This window comes from Bacillus badius NBRC 15713 (assembly GCF_001591605.1).
Taxonomy (GTDB): Bacteria; Bacillota; Bacilli; order Bacillales; family Domibacillaceae; genus Pseudobacillus; species Pseudobacillus badius.
In genome coordinates, this window is sequence record NZ_BCVF01000002.1 from 151,690 (window position 1) to 169,421 (window position 17,732).

Sequence of the window (17,732 nt, forward strand, 5' to 3'; positions counted from 1 at the left end):
GCTGAAACAAGGGGAGAAGCAAATGAATATTGAACAAATTGAACTTTACATTCCGAATTATGAGGAAAGCTTGTCATTTTATAAACATGTCTTAGCATTTGATTGTGTCTCAGAAACCGCTGAAACGGCTCATTTCCAAGTTGGAAGCAGCCGTTTCACCTTACATAGAGATGAAGAACATGCCTATTATTATCATTTTGCTTTCAACATTCCGCCAAATCTTTTCTCATCGGCCAAGCAATGGATGGCGAAGAAGGTACCGTTGCTGACGGAGGACGGAGCGGATGAAATCTACTTTGATGGAGCAAAGGCTCATGCTTTTTATTTTGAAGATCCAGCTGGCAACATCGTTGAATACATTGCCAGAACAGAAACAACGCCTGAAGCGGCAGCTGACCAATTTGCTCCGTGCCATATAGCAGGAGTCAGCGAAATGGGCGTGCCAACCAATGAAACGAAAAAGCAGCTTGATGAACTGCTGGACTTGGCCATTCCCCCGCGCAATAACGAGCCGCTTTACTATGAAAAGTATCTAAACTTTATGGGGGAGTATGAAGATGGCAATTATCTTATTATCGGCCCTGTAGGAAGAAGGTGGATATTTTCCAATAAACCAGGCATCATCGCTCCAGTTATCGTTAAAACAGATAGAGGAACGATCCGGAACTTTTAATTATGAATCATTGATGATTTACTGTGGAGGCTTATATGAGATTTCTAGTGAAGTATAAAGACTTTAAGAATAAGGAGGCAAAAAGTGCCTCGCTGGACCTGCTTGATACTTTCTTAAATGAGCATCTGATCGGCAAGTTTCACGGAACTGCCTTTGAATGCATTCTCGTGCGATTCATTAACCATCCGCCCAAAACGAGAAAATTAAAACTAAAAACGCTATATAAAACAATGGCTGAAGTAGAAGTGGCTATGGACTTTACAGACAGCAGAAAATTAAACATGAAGGATTTCCAAACTGCGCTGCTCAAAGTGGAGGAAGCGATCAATAAGGTTCGCTCAATCGAAAGCCAACCACCTGCGGACTACCACAAAGAGCAGCTTCTTGATGACTATAAAGCGTCTTTAACATTTATCCCTAAGGATCTGAAAGAATTAAAGGCCTACGCCCAAAAGGAAAAAGAAATTACATTTCATAATCGGATCAAGAGGGCGGATTGCTTCATGTACAGTCGTTCCATAAATCCTCAGCCTTTAACTAAAAGGCTTATAGGTGTAAGGGTGGACGGTCCGCCAAACTGCCTGGCGCCCTTTGATTATATCTATTCAGAATTATTTAGCCATTTGCTTAGGAGAGCGGACATTAAACTGCCCGGCTATGATGAAATTTATGTGAGTATCGGTGAAACGCTCGAGGACGCAAAGCAAGAGATCGCAATAGATGAATGGTGTCAGTACACCTATTCCGCCATCGATTTAACTGACTATCACTTGAGGGATCAGGAGGGGAAGGCGCAGCTGGTATTTGACAGCATTTGCGATGGCTTAAGGCTAATAGCTGATTTTGACCACTTGGAAAAGGCAAAAATAGAAAAGGTTATCCACTTCATACAAGAAAAAGGCACAGATATCGATTTAGTGTACATGTTTAAACAGAATAAAAACTATTTAGCGGAGATTATTTACACTATTCCTAAGGATCATCTGACGAAAGCGGAATATAAGCTCCAATTAACAGATTTGCGTTCCAATCAATCAAAGGTGGTTCCTATCAATTTCATCAACACCTTTTGGGCACCGTACAGCTTTGGACAATTACTCATACAAAAGGAAGAGATCGTCATCAAGGGACGGAAAAGCATGAGGGCCGAAATCTCGCGGAAAGCGGACAAATTGCCGAATGAATACCGATTTAACATATCAGACATTATGAATCAGGATACGATCAGAAAATCACCGAGCCACCCTTGAATAAATCATTCAACTTGTTCACTTTCTTGCTTTTGTACCACTTTAGTTCTAAATACCTGTTATCAATTACCTAAAATCTATTGTTTTATCTTCTTATTTATTGTAATATAAACGCCTAATGGAAAAAAATATAAGTCTTTCTTTTCTTATGAACAGAAGGAAGCTAAGAGCAGCTTATAGAAATCAATTGAAAGCGCTATCAATACCATTTTACCTAAGGGAAAGATGAACCGTTGCAAGTTCATCTTTCAATATACTGCAAAGCAGGAGAACTGATAATGTGGTCATTATATTTCTTGGGAGGGTTAGCTGCAGGCAGTCTAATAACAGCCCTTCTCCTTCAGTTAAACAAAAAAAGACAGCAAACAAAAGCGGAAAGTGAACAAACCATCTTTCAATTAGTGGAAAGCTCAAAAGACGTCATTTACCATTTTGAAGTGAAGCCTAAATTGCGATTTAAATATATCAGCCCCTCCCTTGACAGAGTGATGGGGCCAGGAACAATTCAGCAATCCTTTAAAGACGCTTATGCTCCTTTTGAAAAAATCCACCCCGATGACTACGAGAATTTATGCAAGAAAATAACAGGGGAGCTGGATTATAATCAAATTCTCCTACAGCGCTGGAAAGATCATACTGGAGCCTACAGGTGGTTTGAAGAATACGCCACCCCTATTTATGACAGCGAAGAACTGATAGCTGTCCAAGGCATTATGAGGAATATAGACGAGAAAGTAAAGCTGCAGCAGGACTTGGAGTACCGGCTCCATCACGACATTTTAACAGATTTATATAACCGGGCCTATCTCGAATCGCTATTCCTCAAATTCGATGAACAAGTTAACGCGCCGGTTGGAATGATCGTGTGCGATCTGGACAACTTAAAATCGATTAATGACCATTATGGACATAAAGCAGGAGACGTCCTTATTAAAGCCGCAGCAGAGCTATTGGATCAGCTTTCCTCTCCCGCTGTTACAGTTGCCCGTATCGGCGGTGACGAGTTTATTCTCTTTGTAACCGGCACAACGGCGGCGGAAATAAATAAATTAGCCAATCACCTGTTAGAGAAGATAAACAGCCATAATAACCGCCAGTCTCAGATAAATATTCAACTGTCTGTCGGCACTGCTTTTTCTCCGCACTCCATTGGGCAGATTGCCGAACTATTTTCCGAAGCAGACAAAAATATGTATCAGAATAAAGGCGAGCGAAAACAGCCAGTGTGATAAAGGAAACGAAAGCCATCGTCTTGAACAGACGATGGCTTTTTCATCTGATCTCAGCTCCGGCTTTGAAAAGGACGGATAGTTAAAGTGTCTGGCCGTTGTCAATAACAAATATTTGGCCGGTAACAGAGCCTTGGCTTAACTGAAAAAGAATAGCCTCTGCGATGTCGTCCGGTGTTGAAATTCTCTGCAACGGCAAATTACCGGCAAGCTCATACATCTTTTCTTCATTCCCTGCCCACCATCTGGTGTCGATGGCACCAGGAGCAATGCTGTTCACTCGGATATGAGGAGCCAAGGCAATGGCTAATGATCTTGTCATAGCATGAATGGCCGCTTTTGTCGCTGCATAGGGGATAGAGGAGCCGATTCCGGTCATTCCTGCCACGCTGCCCATATTAACAATCACACCTGACTGCTGTTTTTTCATATAAGGGACTACAGCTTTCACACAATGAAACATTCCTTTGACATTTACGCGGAAAAGGGAGTCCCACACTTCATCTGTTACAGCGTCTAAGTCATCCATAACTATCTGAGCTGTCATGCTCGCATTGTTTACTAAACCATTGATTGTTCCAAAAGAAGCGGCCACATCGGATACTAACTTCTTCACTTCTTGCTCTGCGGCCACGTTTGCTCGATAAGCATGAGCCGTTCCCCCTAGCTGCATAATCTCGTTGACAACTTCAGCGGCTTCTTTTTCAGACCGGCTGTAATTAATCGCTACTTTGGCTCCTTCCGCTGCCAGCTTCAAAGCGGTTGCTCTTCCAACGCCCGTGCCGCCCCCAGTGATCAAAACCACTTTATCTCTTAATCTCATCGAACTCCTTCTTTCCTTGTTGGATGAATGCTGCTTTTATTATATTTTGAAGCACGAGAAGAGTATAATACTTAATAATGAAGCGGGTATCATTTTAAATGATATCAATGAAGGGGAGATGACCTTTGGAAAGCCAGGATTTAAGAATGTTTAAACAGGTTGCTGAGCTGCAATCCATCTCTAAAGCCGCTGAAAAGTTAGGCTATGGACAGCCGAACGTCAGTCAGCGAATGAAGGGGTTGGAGGATGAATTAGGCGTGAAATTATTTACACGCAATAATAGAGGGATCACGCTAACTAAGGAAGGAAGCACCTTACTGGAGTATACTCATCAAATTATCCTGCTGATGGAGGAGGCAAAATCATTCGTTAATCCCCGAAAATGGAAGGAAACTTTAACAATAGGTGCTCCGCAAACGATTGCTGCCGTAAAAATCCCTCAGCTGTTGTCTGCGTTTTTGAAAGAACATCAAAGCATAGAGGTCAAAGCAAGAACCAGTGACAGGCAAAAGCTGCAGGAAATGCTATCCTATGGGGAACTTGATGGGGCGTTTATCAGCGGAACATATAACCGCTCACAGTTCGAGAGTGTTTACAGTTACACGGAGAAGCCGGTACTCATTTCACCTAAACACCATCCGCTAAGAAAGCAGCATGGTCAAACCCTAATTGTCAATAGCGATACAAATTGCCTGTACAGAAAGAAAGTATTGGATTTTTCCAAAGACAGCAATTTTTATGAACCGGCGATCCTGGAACTCGATTCGCTCGAATCTATTTTACAGGCAGTTCATGACGGACTCGGCATCAGCATCGTGCCAGCGGATGTAGTCCACAGCCGAAAGGAATTACAAGCCCTTCAATCTAAAGAGCTGCCTGAAACCATGAACGTTGATTTTATAATCAAGCAAAGAAAGCAGCAGCCGCAAAGCATAAAAAAATTCATTCGCTTTTTACAGAGATGACAATTTTCCAATGAATTTTTAAACATAATATCCTAAACTAGAGTACTCTAAGTACTCAAAGTTTAGGATTTTTTAATTTCAATACTTTAACTAATGAATATATATATAGGTATTATTTATAGTAGTTAAAGTATTTGATGGTGGTGGGGAAATGAAAGTTCAAAAAGTAGTTGTGGAGGAAAAACCATATCCATTATACATACTACTAGACAAAAATTTTGAAGTGATAGAACCGGTTAAGATATATATAAAGTACTTAGATAATACAGGGAAAGCACCAAATACGATTAAAACATACTGTTATCATCTCAAGTTGTTTTATGAATTTATGAGCCAGAGAGGAATTGGATTAGAGGATTTAAAATTCGAAGAAATGTCAAACTTTGTTGGATGGTTAAGAAATCCAGCGGGGGATGTAAAGGTAATAGATTTACAACCAAAGAAGGCTAAAAGAGAAGAAACATCTGTTAATGCCATACTTAATGCTGTTACTAGTTTTTTAGAGTATTTAAATCGTACAGGAGATTTTAAAGCTATAGACATGACTAAAGAAGCGAGGGGAAGAAATTTTAAGGGGTTTCTTCACCATATTTCTAAAGGAAAATCTTATCAAAAAAATATTTTAAAACTTAGGGTCAAAAAAAGCTTGTACAAGTTTTAGATCACGAACAAGTTAAAGCAATAATTGATGCGTGTCATACAAAAAGAGATAAGTTACTTATTATGCTTATGTATGAAAGAGGACTTCGCATGGGAGAGGTATTATCCCTTCGTGTCGAAGATATTTCTACTTGGGATAATCTAATTAATATCACACCAAGAGATCGTAATGAAAACGGGGCTTATATTAAGCTTAGAAAAGAACGAACAATCGATGTTAGCAAGGAATTAATGGCTTTATATACCGATTATTTAGTTCATGAATATGGAGAAGATTTAGAGCATGATTATATATTTATAAATCTCAAAGAATCTTATTTTGGGAAACCTCTAAAATATCAAAGTGTATTAGACCTTATAAGGAATATGAATAGTGTTTTACAAGGGTTTTGGGCAGTCATTCTTTGGATATTTTTCTCTGTAAGGATAAAATATTATAAAAGAAATAGAATTTTATATGTAGGAGGAACAACCATGAATTTAAAAAGCGAAAGAATTTATCTGCGTCCTTTAGAGGAATCAGATGCAAAAATATTTTTAAACAATACAAAAGATGAAGAAATCCGATACATGACTGGAACAAAAGGTTCGTTCACTTTGGATCAAATTCAACAACATATTAGAAGTTCAAATGAGGATTCATCACGCTATGATTTTGCTATTTGTTTAAATGAAAATGGACAAATGATTGGAGAACTATCAATTTCTGATATAGATGAAGATAACAGCAAAGCTGGTTTTAGAATTTCAATGAATGCTATTGAGTTGACAGGTAAGGGTTTTGGTACAGAAGCTATTCAGCTAGTCTTAAAATTTGTTTTTGAAGGATTAAAATTGAATCGCTTACAATTAGAAGTATTCAGCCATAATAAGCGTGGCATTAGAGCTTACGAAAAATCAGGCTTCAATCAAGAGGGGATTTTACGAGATTCTTTATACTATAATGGGAAATTTTCGGATGAAATCATCATGTCTATACTACAAAAGGAATATAAAAAGACGGAAATTTAAAAATTTGAGGATTAGTAATTGAAATAATCAATCTTTTTTATAAAAACCTGGCTCTTCCACAAAGGAAACCCCACTGTTTTGATCAATCTTTTTTCAAAACAGTAGGGTTTTTATATTGTAAAACGAACGTTTGAAGCACGGTTTTTATCAATCATTATTTTAAAGCTACATTTCCGTTTGATTTAAATGCGTTAAATACATGTCCTTAAAGTAAAAGCATTGACATTAATTCATTTTTAATAATTTACTCTTGATAACAACCTCTTCCTCCATGTGCTGAGGTGGAAATAGACGAAAACAGCCACTTAGCTGATGAACAAATGCGGGGAGCGGAATGAAATGCCCTTTATCGCCTAAGGAATGGGCCTCTCTTCTTGCCGTTATATGTTAAAATGGAGCTACCTGAAATTAAATAGGAGGGCGGAATATGAGACAAATGCCGTTTGAACCACCAACAGAACACTATGATGAAAAGATTGCAGATATCCATGAACAGATATGCAAGCTAATAAAGCAACGGAAAGACCTTTCTAATCATAATCCAGGCTCTCCAACTGCACAGTGGGTCTCTGCCTAGTCTGAAAAATATTCACGTTTTAAAATCATTTGAAAAAGACGATCTGTTTTTCTCTGTCACATTGGTCCGTCAATTTGAAAATGCCAGTGTTGTTCATTTTGCTATCGATGCCAATACAGCCAGTGAACCTTCTATTCCTTTTCAGGAGCATCCCTTTTTCGATCTTTCCATAGAAGGAGGAGGAGAGTACGAATGCCGAAATGAAGGAGGGGGCAGCTGTGAAGGGCATATGTTCCATACATACACAATATCGCCAGCCTTACCTGACGACCTGTCTGCCATTAAATTCGTCTTCAAAGAATGCAAAGAACCCTTCCAGCAGCCTGTGAGAAAGGCGGGGGAAGGGAAGTGACCATGAACAAGGAAACTTCAAGTGAATTTGAAATTAAAAGAGGAACCCTTAGTTATGTAAGTTCCCTAGACGGATGGACCAAAAGCTTATTCGTTTCCTAAACGTTATAATTTCATCCCATTATTTTTTGATTGGATGATGTAATTGTTCGTTGATCCCCAATGATAGTGCCTGATATTAAATTGGTTTACGTTGATTAAACCCTTCAAATAGTTTGAAATTGCACAATCTCAGCTTATTCTGGAGCGTTCATTTTGAAACTGTATGTAACAAAGAGAGTTTCCTAGAGTGCTGCTCCTTTTGTCTTCAAAAAAGGCTTTGATAGGTCAAGAAACATAATGATTTTTTATATTGTGGTCACAAACCCTCAGCTCTGCCTCACCTCGAAAAGCTCCCATGCTTCTCCCGAATCCGCTCAACCACCTCATCCAAATCCTCAGGCTTATGAAACTCAATAGGAGAGAAGCCTTTTTCAAAGATCACTGAATCAGCTTCCATCAGAACAACATAGCGGTCGCCGATTTTAGCCAAATGCACCGACTCTCCGAAGTCCGACAGCATCGCTTTGACACCCATATGGTCCAGCTTCATCTTGAGTTCAAGCTCAGGCGTATGCTCGACCATACGGCTGGCCACTTCCACGATTTCTTCCGTCGAAAAGCGCTCCTGCAGCTCCCGTTTTGGACTCTCCGCCCAAATTTCCATGGCTTCTTCAAACTGGGCACGCTCGGGGCTTTCATCTTCTAAGTCTTCAATCACCGTTTCCCGTACGAAGTCCATCACTTGTGTTTTCACGATTTCAGGCATCGACTGTTCGTAGCCGACGTATTTTAAGAAGTCTTCAAAATAGCGGGCGTGGGAAGCCTGGTGGATTTTCAGTTCGCCTTCTTCGATCATTCCTTCTTCGGGCATGTAGGGGTATTGAATGGATTTCATATTTTTAGTTGTGATGGCCAGCTCCACATGCTCGATGAGGGAGGAGGCATCGGAAATCGAGGCGACTTTCGGTTCAAAGTCGCATTTTAAAACAAAGACAAAGGGATCGTCGAAGTATTTTCTTAGCTGTGCTTTGGCGACGATGAAGACACCGCCGCGTGCCGCGCTCGTTTGCACATAGAGCGAAGCAAATTGTTCGCTCGCTTCCTGAAACTCAAGCAAGGAAAAGGCGGAGCGGGCTTTCGCAAATAAGTTATAGTTCGGGTTCGATGTCAGGTCATGACCCGGTTCCGCTGTAAAAAAGCCGATTTTTGTAGGTACTTGTTCGGCCTTCGGATGACGCTCCGCTTTGCGTTTCACAATCTTCGCGAATTCGCCATCGAGAAAATCCTTCAGCGGGCTGCTTTCATATTCCGCCTCATCCAGCGTTCGAAAGTGCTGGGCCCGCTTGTTTTCTTCTTTGTCATCTACGCGGACTAAGAAGAAGGAGAGGTAATGTATTTTAAAATCCATGGTTATCACCTGTTTTTATGTTAGTTATCTTCAAGAATGATTTGCCGCAGCTTCCTGATGCCTTGTTCAAACTCCTCGATTGAAGCGTAGCCGTAGGACAGCCGAATTGCTTGAACAGACTCTCCCGTATAAATGCTGCCGACATTTAATGAAAGACCGGCGCGGTAAGCTTTGGAATAAATGTCCTTTAATTGAATGCCTTCCTTCATGCGCAGCCAGATTAAAAAGCCGCCGGCGGGAATGTCCCATTCAGCCAGATCGCTCATATGCTCATCGAGTGCATGAAGGGCTGCCGTCCGACGTTTCTTTAATTCCTTCCGGACAAAAGACAAGTGCTGCTCGTACAAGCCGCTCGAAATCCATTCTGCCGCAACGAGCTGCGAAAGGGAGCTGGAACCGTAGTCTGTCTGTTTCTTGATCTCGGCCAGACGTTCAATCACTTGTTCCGAACCGGCAATCCAGCCGATGCGAAGGCCGGGAGTCAGTGTTTTTGAAAAGCTGCCGATATACAGTACATGCCCATTCACATCGAGCGACTGGAGCGTCGGCGGGGGAGGCGAGTCTATCCAAAGCTCCCGGTAAATATCATCTTCAATCACCGGCAGCCGCTTTTCGGCGCAGACATCGAGCAATTCCTTCCGGCGCGCCTCTGACATTAAGATGCCAGTCGGATTATGAAAGCAGGGAATCGTATATAAGACGGAAGCAGGGCCCGCCATCGCCTTTTTAAGAAGGGCGTCTGCCCGGAGTCCTTCCTCGTCCATCGGCAGGCCTGATAGGTTCATGCCGGCAGATTGGAACGTGTGAAGCGAGTAAAGATAAGACGGCTTCTCGAGAAAAACGGTCGACCCTTTGTGCAGAAGACCGGCGGATATCAGCTGCAATCCTTGAATGGCTCCGGAAACGATTAGGATGGAAGCAGGGGTGATGTCTGTCCCTTGCTTTCTCATATAATCACTGATTGCCTTTCTTAACGGAAGATAGCCTTTTGGTTCTTCATAACCGAAAGGCTCCAGGCTTTGAGCGAGCCTCATCATCACTTGCTGCATGTTATCGGTCGGAAAAATATCCTGTGCCAGTTCGCCTTTGCTGAGTTCAATGAAATGCTCCGGCGCTTTCACACCATCTGTTTCCAGGACAGGAGCAGGCAAAGGCTTAGGAGCAGAAAAAGGCGCAGATTCATCCCATGAAGGGGGACTGGCGGCCAGAAGTGTCCACGTATTGTTGACGACCATCGTGCCTTTTCCCATTACGCCTTCGATTAATCCTTCTATCTTTAGCTCCTCAAGTGCCGTAACGATCGTTGAGCGGTTAACGGACAGCAATTCCGCCAGCTTGCGCTGACTCGGAATTTTGCTGCCAATCGGCCATTCACCGCTTGAAATGGCTTTTTTGATGTAATTCATTACTTTTTCATATTTCGCAAGATTTGTGCTCATTGCTTTTTCAATCTCCCTATTGTTGTGCTCCCTCTATCATATCACCCTCGGTCAGTGCTTACTATCTTCTGTCCAATGCTCTTTTATAAATTCGTCCCGTCCTGATTTCCGGCGGTCCGCTTGATACTCTTCAGGGTTTTTCTTATAAAAGTCCTGGTGGTCATCCTCAGCCGGATAAAACGGCGCTGCCGGCAAAATGCGGGTGACGATCGGCTTTTGGAATTTTCCGCTCTCTTCTATTTTTTTCTTAGAGGCTTCCGCTAGCTCTTTCTGCTCCGTTGTGTGATAGAAGATAGCTGTCCGGTAAGAATCGCCGCGGTCATGAAACTGGCCGCCGTCATCTGTCGGATCAATTTGCGGCCAATATAAATCAAGAATCGTTTCGTAAGAAATGAGAGAGGGATCATAGGTAATTTCCACAGCCTCTAAATGGCCGGTCGCTCCGCTTTTTACTTGTTCATAAGTCGGGTTGGCCACTTTGCCGCCGGTATAGCCGGAAATCACCGCATGTACGCCGTCCCATTGATCAAACGGCTTCACCATACACCAAAAACAGCCGCCGGCGAATGTTGCTTTCTCTAATTTTTTATTCATGGTGCTTCACCTCGTTATATACTTAGAATAATAGTTCATGTTATCACTTACTCTCTTCATTTGTCACCAATCAATCATGAGACAAAACTCTTTTTTCCGCTAGTTAAAAAGTGACTTTCCAAGATAAAATGGTTTATTATAGAAATTACACACAATGAGACACGAAGTAAGGAGCCGCCGATTATACAATGATAAAAAGATGGATTACTACAGCCGCTTTAATAATTATAACAATCTATTTAATTCCTTATTCCTTGCCTTTTCTTCTGGCATTGATCACTGCCATTATGCTTGAGAACTCGGTGAAATGGTTTATGATGCGCTTTAAATGGACGCGCTTCCGGGCAGTGCTCGCCACCTTTTTGCTTTACTTGCTCTTTATTGCCCTGTTCGTGTGGTTTATCGTAAATCTATTCATCGATCAAGTGGTGACACTTGCACAAAAGGCGCCGTCTTTCGCTAATGACTTCTATAAAGAATCCTTGAAAGATTTCTTCGACCAGTCGGGGCGGTACTTTAAATCTTTGCCTCCCGATGTATTTCAATCATTTGAGACAACGATCGAAAATACGCTGCAGTCCGTGACGAGCATGCTGCAGGGAGTCGTTGAATGGCTGATTGGCCTGGCAGCGGCCATTCCCGGGTTCCTCATTGAGTTTTTAGTTTATTTAATAGCCGTCTTCTTATTCAGCCTGGAGCTCTCCCGATTGCGGATTAAGACAGAAAGGCATTTGCGGGAAGCGACAAAGGAAAAGCTGTATTTAATCACTGCTCAGCTGAATCGCGCGGGAATTGGTTTTATTAAAGCGCAAATTTTCTTGAGCATCGTGACTTTTCTCATGGCCTTTATCGGTTTATCGATTTTAAAAGTGCCTTACGCCATGCTTTTATCGATTTTAATCGTTTTTGTCGACATCTTGCCGATTCTCGGAACAGGCTCTGTGCTTGTGCCTTGGGCAATCATTTGCTTCTTCCAAGAAAACCAATTTCTTGGCTTTGGCTTGATCGTGCTGTTTATCATCATTACAGTTGTGCGGCGGATACTGGAGCCGAAGGTATTCTCCAGCAATATGGGCATTTCTCCGCTCGCCGCTTTAATCAGTTTATTCATCGGCTTTAAGCTGCTCGGGTTTATCGGCTTTTTCGTTGGCCCGGCTATTGTCATTGTGTATGACACGCTCCGGGAAGCTGGAATTATAAAAAGCAGATGGAAAATCTGACAGCCAGAAGGCACCATTCCGATATAGGGATGGTGCTTTTTTTAATTGAAATACTTGACAGAAGTTTGATTATGCTTTATTTTTTTGTGCAAGGGAAACTTTTTTAACCTATAACAAATGTCATTTTCAGCATATTATTTTTTTGTGATCCCATCCAATCATTTAAATTTTTTTGGCCTATTTTTTGCCTTAAGGAAACTTTTTTTACAAAGAAAATTTATGTTGTTATTTGGAAACTGTCGAAAGGGGATTTGAAATGGATAGTGCACTTACAGTAAAGAATGTATTCGTTTCCTATCATGGAAATGAGGCATTAAGGGACGTCAGCTTTTCAGTTGATCCAGGGAGTCTAGTAGGAATCATCGGGCCAAACGGAGCAGGGAAGTCTACTTTGATAAAAGCCTTGTTAAATTTAATACCAAAAGATCAAGGCGAGGTGAAAATATATGGAAAAAACATAAAGGAAATGAGGAAGTTTATCGCTTACGTTCCGCAAAGAAGCCATATCGACTGGGATTTTCCGATTACTGTTCTAGATGCCGTCATCATTGGATGTTATCCCACATTAGGTTTGTTTAAGCGACCGAAGAAAAAAGAAAAAGCATGGGCGCTGCAATGTCTGGAAAAAGTAGGGATGCAGGATTTCAGCAAACGCCAAATCGGGGAGCTTTCCGGCGGACAGCAGCAACGTGTTTTCCTGGCAAGGGCGCTTGCACAAAAAGCCCAGGTTTTTTTCCTTGATGAACCTTTTGTGGGCATCGACGCAGCTAGTGAAGAGACCATCATTCATATTTTAAAAGAGTTAAGCACAAACGGAAAAACAATTCTGGTGGTCCATCACGACTTAAGCAAAGTGAATGACTACTTCGATCAGCTGATCGTGTTAAATAAAGAGCTCATCGGATCTGGAAAGATTGATCAAGTACTGCAGGCCGACGTTCTATCCAAAGCTTATTCTGGACGTTTTTCCTTTCTTGACAAGCTGGAGGTGCAAGCCTAGTGGAATTTCTGGATGCCGTCATTCAATATGGTTTTTTGCAAAAAGCACTGTTCACTTCCATTATGGTTGGAATTATCTGCGGGACAGTCGGGTGCTTTATTATTTTGCGGGGCATGGCGTTAATGGGAGATGCGATTTCCCATGCAGTGCTTCCCGGAGTAGCGACCGCTTATATGCTTGGTATAAACTTTTTCGTCGGGGCCGTCTTTTCGGGAATACTTACTGCTGTAGCGATCGGATTTGTCAGTCAAAACAGCCGCATTAAAAATGATATTTCGATCGGTATTATGTTCACCTTTGCCTTCGCCTTAGGGATTATTCTCATTACATTGATGAAGAGCAGCACAGATTTGTATCATATATTGTTCGGCAATGTTTTAGCTGTCCGCCCTTCAGATATGTGGACTACTTTAGGCATAGGCATCTTTGTTCTTTTCTCTATTTTTTTATTTTATAAAGAACTGCTTGTGACTTCCTTCGATCCGACAATGGGAGCCGCCTATGGCTTGCCTGTGAAAGGCATCCACTACTTTTTGATGACATTACTGACAATGGTGACAGTAGCCTCGTTGCAAACAGTAGGCATTGTGCTTGTCGTCGCTATGCTTATTACTCCCGCAGCCACCGCCTATTTACTAACGGACCGCTTATGGGTGATGCTGTATCTGTCAGCGGGGCTGGGAGTAATTTCATCAGTTATTGGATTATACTTTAGCTTCACCTACAATTTAGCTTCTGGTGCAACGATTGTATTAATAGCTACTATGCTATTTTTACTAGCTTTTACTTTTTCACCGAAGCGGGGAGTATTGTGGAACTTTATCAAAGCACGAAGAAAAAAAGGATCTTTAGTTTAAATACAAAGGGAGTTTAAAAGATGAAACAACAATGGAGATATTTAATTGCAGGCTTGATCGCTATTTTCCTTTTGGCTGGATGCGGAAACGAAAATAAAGCGAATGAACGCAGCAAGGAAGAAAAATTGCAGATTGTCACTACTTATTCCATCTTATATGATATTGTGAAAAATATCGGCGGCAGCCGGGTGGATATTCATAGCTTGGCGCCGGTAGGATCGAATCCGCATGAATATGATCCGCTTCCATTGGATATTCAGAAAGCAACGGATGCAGACGCGGTTTTCTATAATGGCTTAAATTTAGAAGCAGGTAATTCCTGGTTTGAAAAATTATTAGATACCGCTGGAAAATCAGGAAAGGATGCTCCTGTTTTTCGACTGAGCGAAGGAGTAGAAGCCAAGCACTTAACTACAAAAGGCAAGGAAGGGGAAGAAGACCCTCATGCATGGCTCGATATCCGCAACGGCATTAAATATGCAGAAAATGCAAAGAAGGCACTTATAAAGATAGATCCGGAACATGCTGGCATTTATGAAAAGAATGCGAAGGAATATATTGCCAGACTGCAAGATCTTCATAACGAAGCAGTGGAAAACTTTAGTCAGATCCCAAAAGAAAAACGGTATTTGGTAACAAGTGAAGGGGCTTTTAAATATTTTTGCGAAGCGTATGATTTTGAAGCAGGATATATTTGGGAAATAAATGCCGAAAATCAAGGAACACCACAGCAAGTAAAAACCATTGTAGACATTGTGAAGCAAAGAAAAGTACCCGTCTTATTCGTTGAAACAAGCGTTGATCCCCGCAACATGAATACCGTTTCAGAAGAAACCGGCGTTCCGGTTGGCGGCACGCTATTTACAGATTCTCTTGGAAAACCGGGAGAAGCAGGGGACTCCTATATAAAAATGATGGAATCAAATATCTCTGTGATTCTCGATCATTTAAAAGAAGAATAGAAAACGATCAGTAGCAAAAAAGAAGGCGCTAACCTGGCGCCTTCTTTTTATTTAACAAGCATAGCTGCTTTATCCGTAAAGCTGATGTTTTTATAGTAAGCATTTTTCACTAAGATGTTCGGTCCTAGACATTGAACATTCGCACAGTGGCAGTTCAACTGGGCCGCAAGCCGGGATTGATTCCACGTTTCGTAGGCCTCCTGCAATGCGGTTGTTTGAATGTTTCCTAACGGGGGAGCGTCACCGAAATCTGTCACAATGATTTCCCCGGTAAAGATATTAATGTTCAAACGGGAACGGCCGTCCGGATCATTGCGAACCGTTACGTTTTTTTCCCCGCGCAATCGTTTGAGCAGCTTCTGTGTCTGTTCATCTGCACTGCAGGCATAAAAAGGCAGCGTGCCAAAGAGCATCCACACGTGCTGGTCACGAACGTCCAGCAGGCGGTGAATCGCTTCACGAATTCTATCCAAGGAAAGCGATTCAAGCGCACTGGCGAAATCGCTCGGGTACATTGGGTGAATTTCGTGGCGGGCACATTCCATTTCTTCGACGACCTGGCGATGGATTTTCTCAAGATAAGGCAGTGTGCTTTTATTTAACATCGTTTCTGCCGATACCATCACTCCCATCCGGGATAATGCTTTGCTGTTATCAATCATTCGCTGAAATAAAGCTTCACGCTGCTGAAAGGATGGTTTGCGCGCCATGTTGGCAAATCCTACTTCAGCAAATTCTTCTGTCGTGCCCCAATTATGGGAAATATGCAGCACATCTAAATACGGGGCAATTTCCTCGTAACGAGACAGCTCGAGTGTTAAATTAGAGTTTAATTGGGTATACACGTTTCGTTCATGCGCGTATTTCAAAAGCGGCAGCACATACTCGCGCACCGAGGACTTCGACAGCATCGGCTCACCGCCGGTAATGCTCAATGCCCTTAACGCAGGCACTTCATCGAGCCGACGGATGAGTATCTCCAGCGGCAAAGCCTCTGGATCTTTCGTCTGCAGCGTATAACCGACAGCACAATGCGCGCATCTCATATTGCATAATGTCGTTGTCGTGAACTCGACATTGGACAATTGCATCTGGCCCGTCTGCTCTACGTCTAAGTAAGCTTCCCACGGATCAAATGCAGGTGAAATCGATTGTTTCATGTTTAACCCTCATTTCTTTATACAACCAACTATTATACTGTTATTTTCTTCATAAATGAACAGGAAAAATGGAAACGAGAAGGAGGGTGGACAAAGCAAACGCTTCCAATTCCTGTGATAAGAAAATGGACGCTGTCCTCTTTCAGTTCTCACTCATGCAAGAGTACTATTTTTCCTGTTTATTATGTAAATAGTTAGCGAAAAATTCCATGTATGTTACAATGTAGGCTGTAAGGAAAGTAAGTGAAGGGAGAGTTCATCTATGAAAAAGTGGTCAATGATCCTGGGAGCTGTGGTGCTTGCAGGAGGAATATTGGGCGCCTGTTCAGAAAAAGAAACGACAAAGCAGTCAACGGACAAGCCTGCTGAAGAGCCGGCAGAAGAGCCTGAACAGGATACACAAGTAGAGCAGGAAGAAGAAGGTACAACTGAACAGCCTGCCAGCGAAACAGAAACAGAAACTGAACAACCAGCAGATGATGCACCTGAAGCAAACAAAGAGACAACTGAAGGAAAAGACGAAGCAAACAAACAGCCTGCTGAACAAACTCAGCCTGCTAAAGCAGTGGAAGCGAAAGGAATTTTCAACGGCGTTGGCGACCCGCATACGGTTGAGATTGCAGTCAACGGTCAGCCGCAGTCTTTCCAAGTAGCTCCCGGCAGTGAAATAATGAAGAAGTTTGATAAGATGAGCGAAGGAACAGAAATTACATTCACTTATAAAAAAGAAGGTGAACAGCTCATTCTTCAAGAGTTAAAATCCGAAGGTGCCAAGCAGCCAGAAACTGGAACAGCTGTTGAAGCAAAAGGCATCTTTAACGGAATGGCTGACCCGCATACCGTTGAAATTGAAGTGAACGGCCAGCCGCAATCTTTCCAGGTAGCTCCTGAAAGTGAAACGATGAAAAAGTTTGACACACTTAAAGAAGGAACAGAGATCGCTTTTACTTATAAAAAAGAAGGCGAACAGCTCATTCTTCAAGAATTGAAATAAGACGTCTAACAACGGACCGGTGCTTTTCGCCGGTCCGTTGTTTCATTTTCAAGAAAATAGAGGGATCTTGATTAAAGCAGCGGGTAACGGGAATAAAGAGTGTATAAGATAACTTGTGAGAATAAAAGGTGAATGGAGGAGTAGCATGAATACTTCCAGCATGCTGAGGAGCTATCTATCAAAAATGATGGATCCTGAAAGCTATTTTTACCATGTCGTCAATTGCATCGAAGTGCAATTGCATGACTGGGAGCAGGAGGCCATCTTATTGTTTGACTGGAGCGGCCAGAAAGAAACGATTTATCTCTCTTTTTTCATTGACGATCAATTATATCCTTTTTCGATCGAAAAGGAAGAGGCAGAAAAACTTCAGGAAAAGAGCCCTTACGCATTGGATCGTTATATGTGGGAAGCTCTTATGAAACAGGGCTTCGTATTACAGAAAAGCAACTATATCCATCTAGCTTTTTCTGTAACGTAAGAAATCCGGCAGCTTGATTGCAGCTGCCGGATTTCA

17 protein-coding genes and 1 pseudogene are annotated in these 17,732 nt (G+C 42.1%); 13 read left to right on the forward strand and 5 right to left on the reverse strand.

Features of this window, described 5'->3' with window-relative positions:
* The first annotated feature begins 22 nt into the window (after nt 1–22).
* The 3 genes from BBA02S_RS01985 (at nt 23) to BBA02S_RS01995 (ending at nt 3,152) form a co-directional block, all read left to right on the forward strand.
* Nucleotides 23–673, forward strand: coding sequence for a glyoxalase/bleomycin resistance/dioxygenase family protein (locus BBA02S_RS01985; protein WP_041113599.1), 651 nt, complete (start codon nt 23–25; stop codon nt 671–673).
* A gap of 35 nt (nt 674–708) precedes the next feature.
* Nucleotides 709–1,923 carry a hypothetical protein gene (locus BBA02S_RS01990; RefSeq protein ID WP_052477283.1) on the forward strand — a complete coding sequence of 405 codons (1,215 nt, stop codon included), beginning with the start codon at nt 709–711 and terminating at the stop codon, nt 1,921–1,923.
* Nucleotides 1,924–2,201: 278 nt separating this feature from the next.
* Complete coding sequence (locus BBA02S_RS01995) at nt 2,202–3,152, forward strand: sensor domain-containing diguanylate cyclase (RefSeq protein ID WP_041113598.1); 951 nt, start codon at nt 2,202–2,204, stop codon at nt 3,150–3,152.
* An 82-nt stretch (nt 3,153–3,234) separates the two neighbouring features.
* Here BBA02S_RS01995 and BBA02S_RS02000 read toward each other — a convergent pair whose 3' ends face one another.
* Nucleotides 3,235–3,975 carry an SDR family NAD(P)-dependent oxidoreductase gene (locus BBA02S_RS02000; RefSeq protein WP_041113597.1) on the reverse strand — a complete coding sequence of 247 codons (741 nt, stop codon included), beginning with the start codon at nt 3,973–3,975 and terminating at the stop codon, nt 3,235–3,237.
* A gap of 125 nt (nt 3,976–4,100) precedes the next feature.
* On the opposite strand from BBA02S_RS02000, the gene BBA02S_RS02005 reads away from it, so the two are divergent.
* From BBA02S_RS02005 to BBA02S_RS21215, 4 genes and pseudogenes are all read left to right on the forward strand, one after another.
* Nucleotides 4,101–4,940, forward strand: coding sequence for a LysR family transcriptional regulator (locus BBA02S_RS02005; protein ID WP_041096023.1), 840 nt, complete (start codon nt 4,101–4,103; stop codon nt 4,938–4,940).
* A gap of 151 nt (nt 4,941–5,091) precedes the next feature.
* A pseudogene (locus BBA02S_RS02010) lies at nt 5,092–5,969 on the forward strand (tyrosine-type recombinase/integrase); the annotation flags it as partial.
* Nucleotides 5,970–6,074: 105 nt separating this feature from the next.
* Nucleotides 6,075–6,611: a GNAT family N-acetyltransferase gene (locus tag BBA02S_RS02015; protein WP_041113663.1), complete on the forward strand. Its 537-nt coding sequence runs from the start codon at nt 6,075–6,077 to the stop codon at nt 6,609–6,611.
* A 427-nt stretch (nt 6,612–7,038) separates the two neighbouring features.
* Nucleotides 7,039–7,188 carry a hypothetical protein gene (locus BBA02S_RS21215; protein ID WP_231557169.1) on the forward strand — a complete coding sequence of 50 codons (150 nt, stop codon included), beginning with the start codon at nt 7,039–7,041 and terminating at the stop codon, nt 7,186–7,188.
* A gap of 730 nt (nt 7,189–7,918) precedes the next feature.
* Here BBA02S_RS21215 and BBA02S_RS02025 read toward each other — a convergent pair.
* Genes BBA02S_RS02025 through msrA form a run of 3 tightly spaced genes read right to left on the reverse strand, consistent with a single transcriptional unit; the run spans nt 7,919 to nt 11,022 of the window.
* On the reverse strand, nt 7,919–8,989 hold the full coding sequence (locus BBA02S_RS02025) for a DUF3900 domain-containing protein (protein ID WP_041113596.1): 1,071 nt from the start codon (nt 8,987–8,989) through the stop codon (nt 7,919–7,921).
* Between the two features lie 20 nt (nt 8,990–9,009).
* The gene (pdxR, locus tag BBA02S_RS02030; protein ID WP_082040212.1) at nt 9,010–10,428 is read right to left on the reverse strand and encodes a MocR-like pyridoxine biosynthesis transcription factor PdxR; all 1,419 of its coding nucleotides are present in this window, start codon (nt 10,426–10,428) and stop codon (nt 9,010–9,012) included.
* 51 nt (nt 10,429–10,479) lie between these two features.
* Nucleotides 10,480–11,022: a peptide-methionine (S)-S-oxide reductase MsrA gene (gene msrA / locus BBA02S_RS02035; RefSeq protein WP_041096014.1), complete on the reverse strand. Its 543-nt coding sequence runs from the start codon at nt 11,020–11,022 to the stop codon at nt 10,480–10,482.
* A 188-nt stretch (nt 11,023–11,210) separates the two neighbouring features.
* Between msrA and ytvI the strand changes: the two genes are divergently transcribed.
* The 4 genes from ytvI to BBA02S_RS02055 all read left to right on the forward strand — a co-directional run bounded on the left by ytvI (nt 11,211) and on the right by BBA02S_RS02055 (nt 15,061).
* The gene (gene ytvI, locus BBA02S_RS02040; RefSeq protein WP_041096013.1) at nt 11,211–12,242 is read left to right on the forward strand and encodes a sporulation integral membrane protein YtvI; all 1,032 of its coding nucleotides are present in this window, start codon (nt 11,211–11,213) and stop codon (nt 12,240–12,242) included.
* A gap of 256 nt (nt 12,243–12,498) precedes the next feature.
* Complete coding sequence (locus tag BBA02S_RS02045) at nt 12,499–13,242, forward strand: metal ABC transporter ATP-binding protein (RefSeq protein ID WP_041113594.1); 744 nt, start codon at nt 12,499–12,501, stop codon at nt 13,240–13,242.
* Entirely contained in the window at nt 13,242–14,099 is an 858-nt protein-coding gene (locus BBA02S_RS02050; RefSeq protein WP_041113593.1) for a metal ABC transporter permease, read from the forward strand. The genes BBA02S_RS02045 and BBA02S_RS02050 overlap by 1 nt, the downstream gene beginning before the upstream one ends.
* 20 nt (nt 14,100–14,119) lie before the next feature.
* Nucleotides 14,120–15,061 (forward strand): metal ABC transporter substrate-binding protein, encoded by a 942-nt coding sequence (locus tag BBA02S_RS02055; protein ID WP_041113592.1) that lies wholly within the window; start codon nt 14,120–14,122, stop codon nt 15,059–15,061.
* Between the two features lie 47 nt (nt 15,062–15,108).
* Here the strand turns inward: BBA02S_RS02055 and yfkAB are convergent, their stop codons facing one another.
* A complete protein-coding gene (gene yfkAB, locus BBA02S_RS02060) occupies nt 15,109–16,221 on the reverse strand; it encodes a radical SAM/CxCxxxxC motif protein YfkAB (protein ID WP_041113591.1) in 1,113 nt (370 codons plus the stop codon).
* A gap of 262 nt (nt 16,222–16,483) precedes the next feature.
* On the opposite strand from yfkAB, the gene BBA02S_RS02065 reads away from it, so the two are divergent.
* Together BBA02S_RS02065 and BBA02S_RS02070 are read left to right on the forward strand one after the other, a co-directional pair.
* Entirely contained in the window at nt 16,484–17,215 is a 732-nt protein-coding gene (locus BBA02S_RS02065) for a hypothetical protein (protein WP_041096008.1), read from the forward strand.
* Between the two features lie 145 nt (nt 17,216–17,360).
* A complete protein-coding gene (locus BBA02S_RS02070) occupies nt 17,361–17,696 on the forward strand; it encodes a hypothetical protein (protein WP_041096007.1) in 336 nt (111 codons plus the stop codon).
* The last annotated feature ends 36 nt before the right edge of the window (nt 17,697–17,732 follow it).

Excerpts from the sequence above, each read along its gene's own strand:
- BBA02S_RS01985 (WP_041113599.1), top strand. The coding sequence starts at position 23 with ATGAATATTGAACAAATTGAACTTTACATTCCGAATTATGAGGAAAGC.
- BBA02S_RS01990 (WP_052477283.1), top strand. The coding sequence starts at position 709 with ATGAGATTTCTAGTGAAGTATAAAGACTTTAAGAATAAGGAGGCAAAA.
- BBA02S_RS01995 (WP_041113598.1), top strand. The coding sequence starts at position 2,202 with ATGTGGTCATTATATTTCTTGGGAGGGTTAGCTGCAGGCAGTCTAATA.
- BBA02S_RS02000 (WP_041113597.1), bottom strand. The coding sequence starts at position 3,975 with ATGAGATTAAGAGATAAAGTGGTTTTGATCACTGGGGGCGGCACGGGC.
- BBA02S_RS02015 (WP_041113663.1), top strand. The coding sequence starts at position 6,075 with ATGAATTTAAAAAGCGAAAGAATTTATCTGCGTCCTTTAGAGGAATCA.
- BBA02S_RS21215 (WP_231557169.1), top strand. The coding sequence starts at position 7,039 with ATGAGACAAATGCCGTTTGAACCACCAACAGAACACTATGATGAAAAG.
- BBA02S_RS02025 (WP_041113596.1), bottom strand. The coding sequence starts at position 8,989 with ATGGATTTTAAAATACATTACCTCTCCTTCTTCTTAGTCCGCGTAGAT.
- pdxR (WP_082040212.1), bottom strand. The coding sequence starts at position 10,428 with ATGAGCACAAATCTTGCGAAATATGAAAAAGTAATGAATTACATCAAA.
- msrA (WP_041096014.1), bottom strand. The coding sequence starts at position 11,022 with ATGAATAAAAAATTAGAGAAAGCAACATTCGCCGGCGGCTGTTTTTGG.
- ytvI (WP_041096013.1), top strand. The coding sequence starts at position 11,211 with ATGATAAAAAGATGGATTACTACAGCCGCTTTAATAATTATAACAATC.
- BBA02S_RS02045 (WP_041113594.1), top strand. The coding sequence starts at position 12,499 with ATGGATAGTGCACTTACAGTAAAGAATGTATTCGTTTCCTATCATGGA.
- BBA02S_RS02055 (WP_041113592.1), top strand. The coding sequence starts at position 14,120 with ATGAAACAACAATGGAGATATTTAATTGCAGGCTTGATCGCTATTTTC.
- yfkAB (WP_041113591.1), bottom strand. The coding sequence starts at position 16,221 with ATGAAACAATCGATTTCACCTGCATTTGATCCGTGGGAAGCTTACTTA.
- BBA02S_RS02065 (WP_041096008.1), top strand. The coding sequence starts at position 16,484 with ATGAAAAAGTGGTCAATGATCCTGGGAGCTGTGGTGCTTGCAGGAGGA.
- BBA02S_RS02070 (WP_041096007.1), top strand. The coding sequence starts at position 17,361 with ATGAATACTTCCAGCATGCTGAGGAGCTATCTATCAAAAATGATGGAT.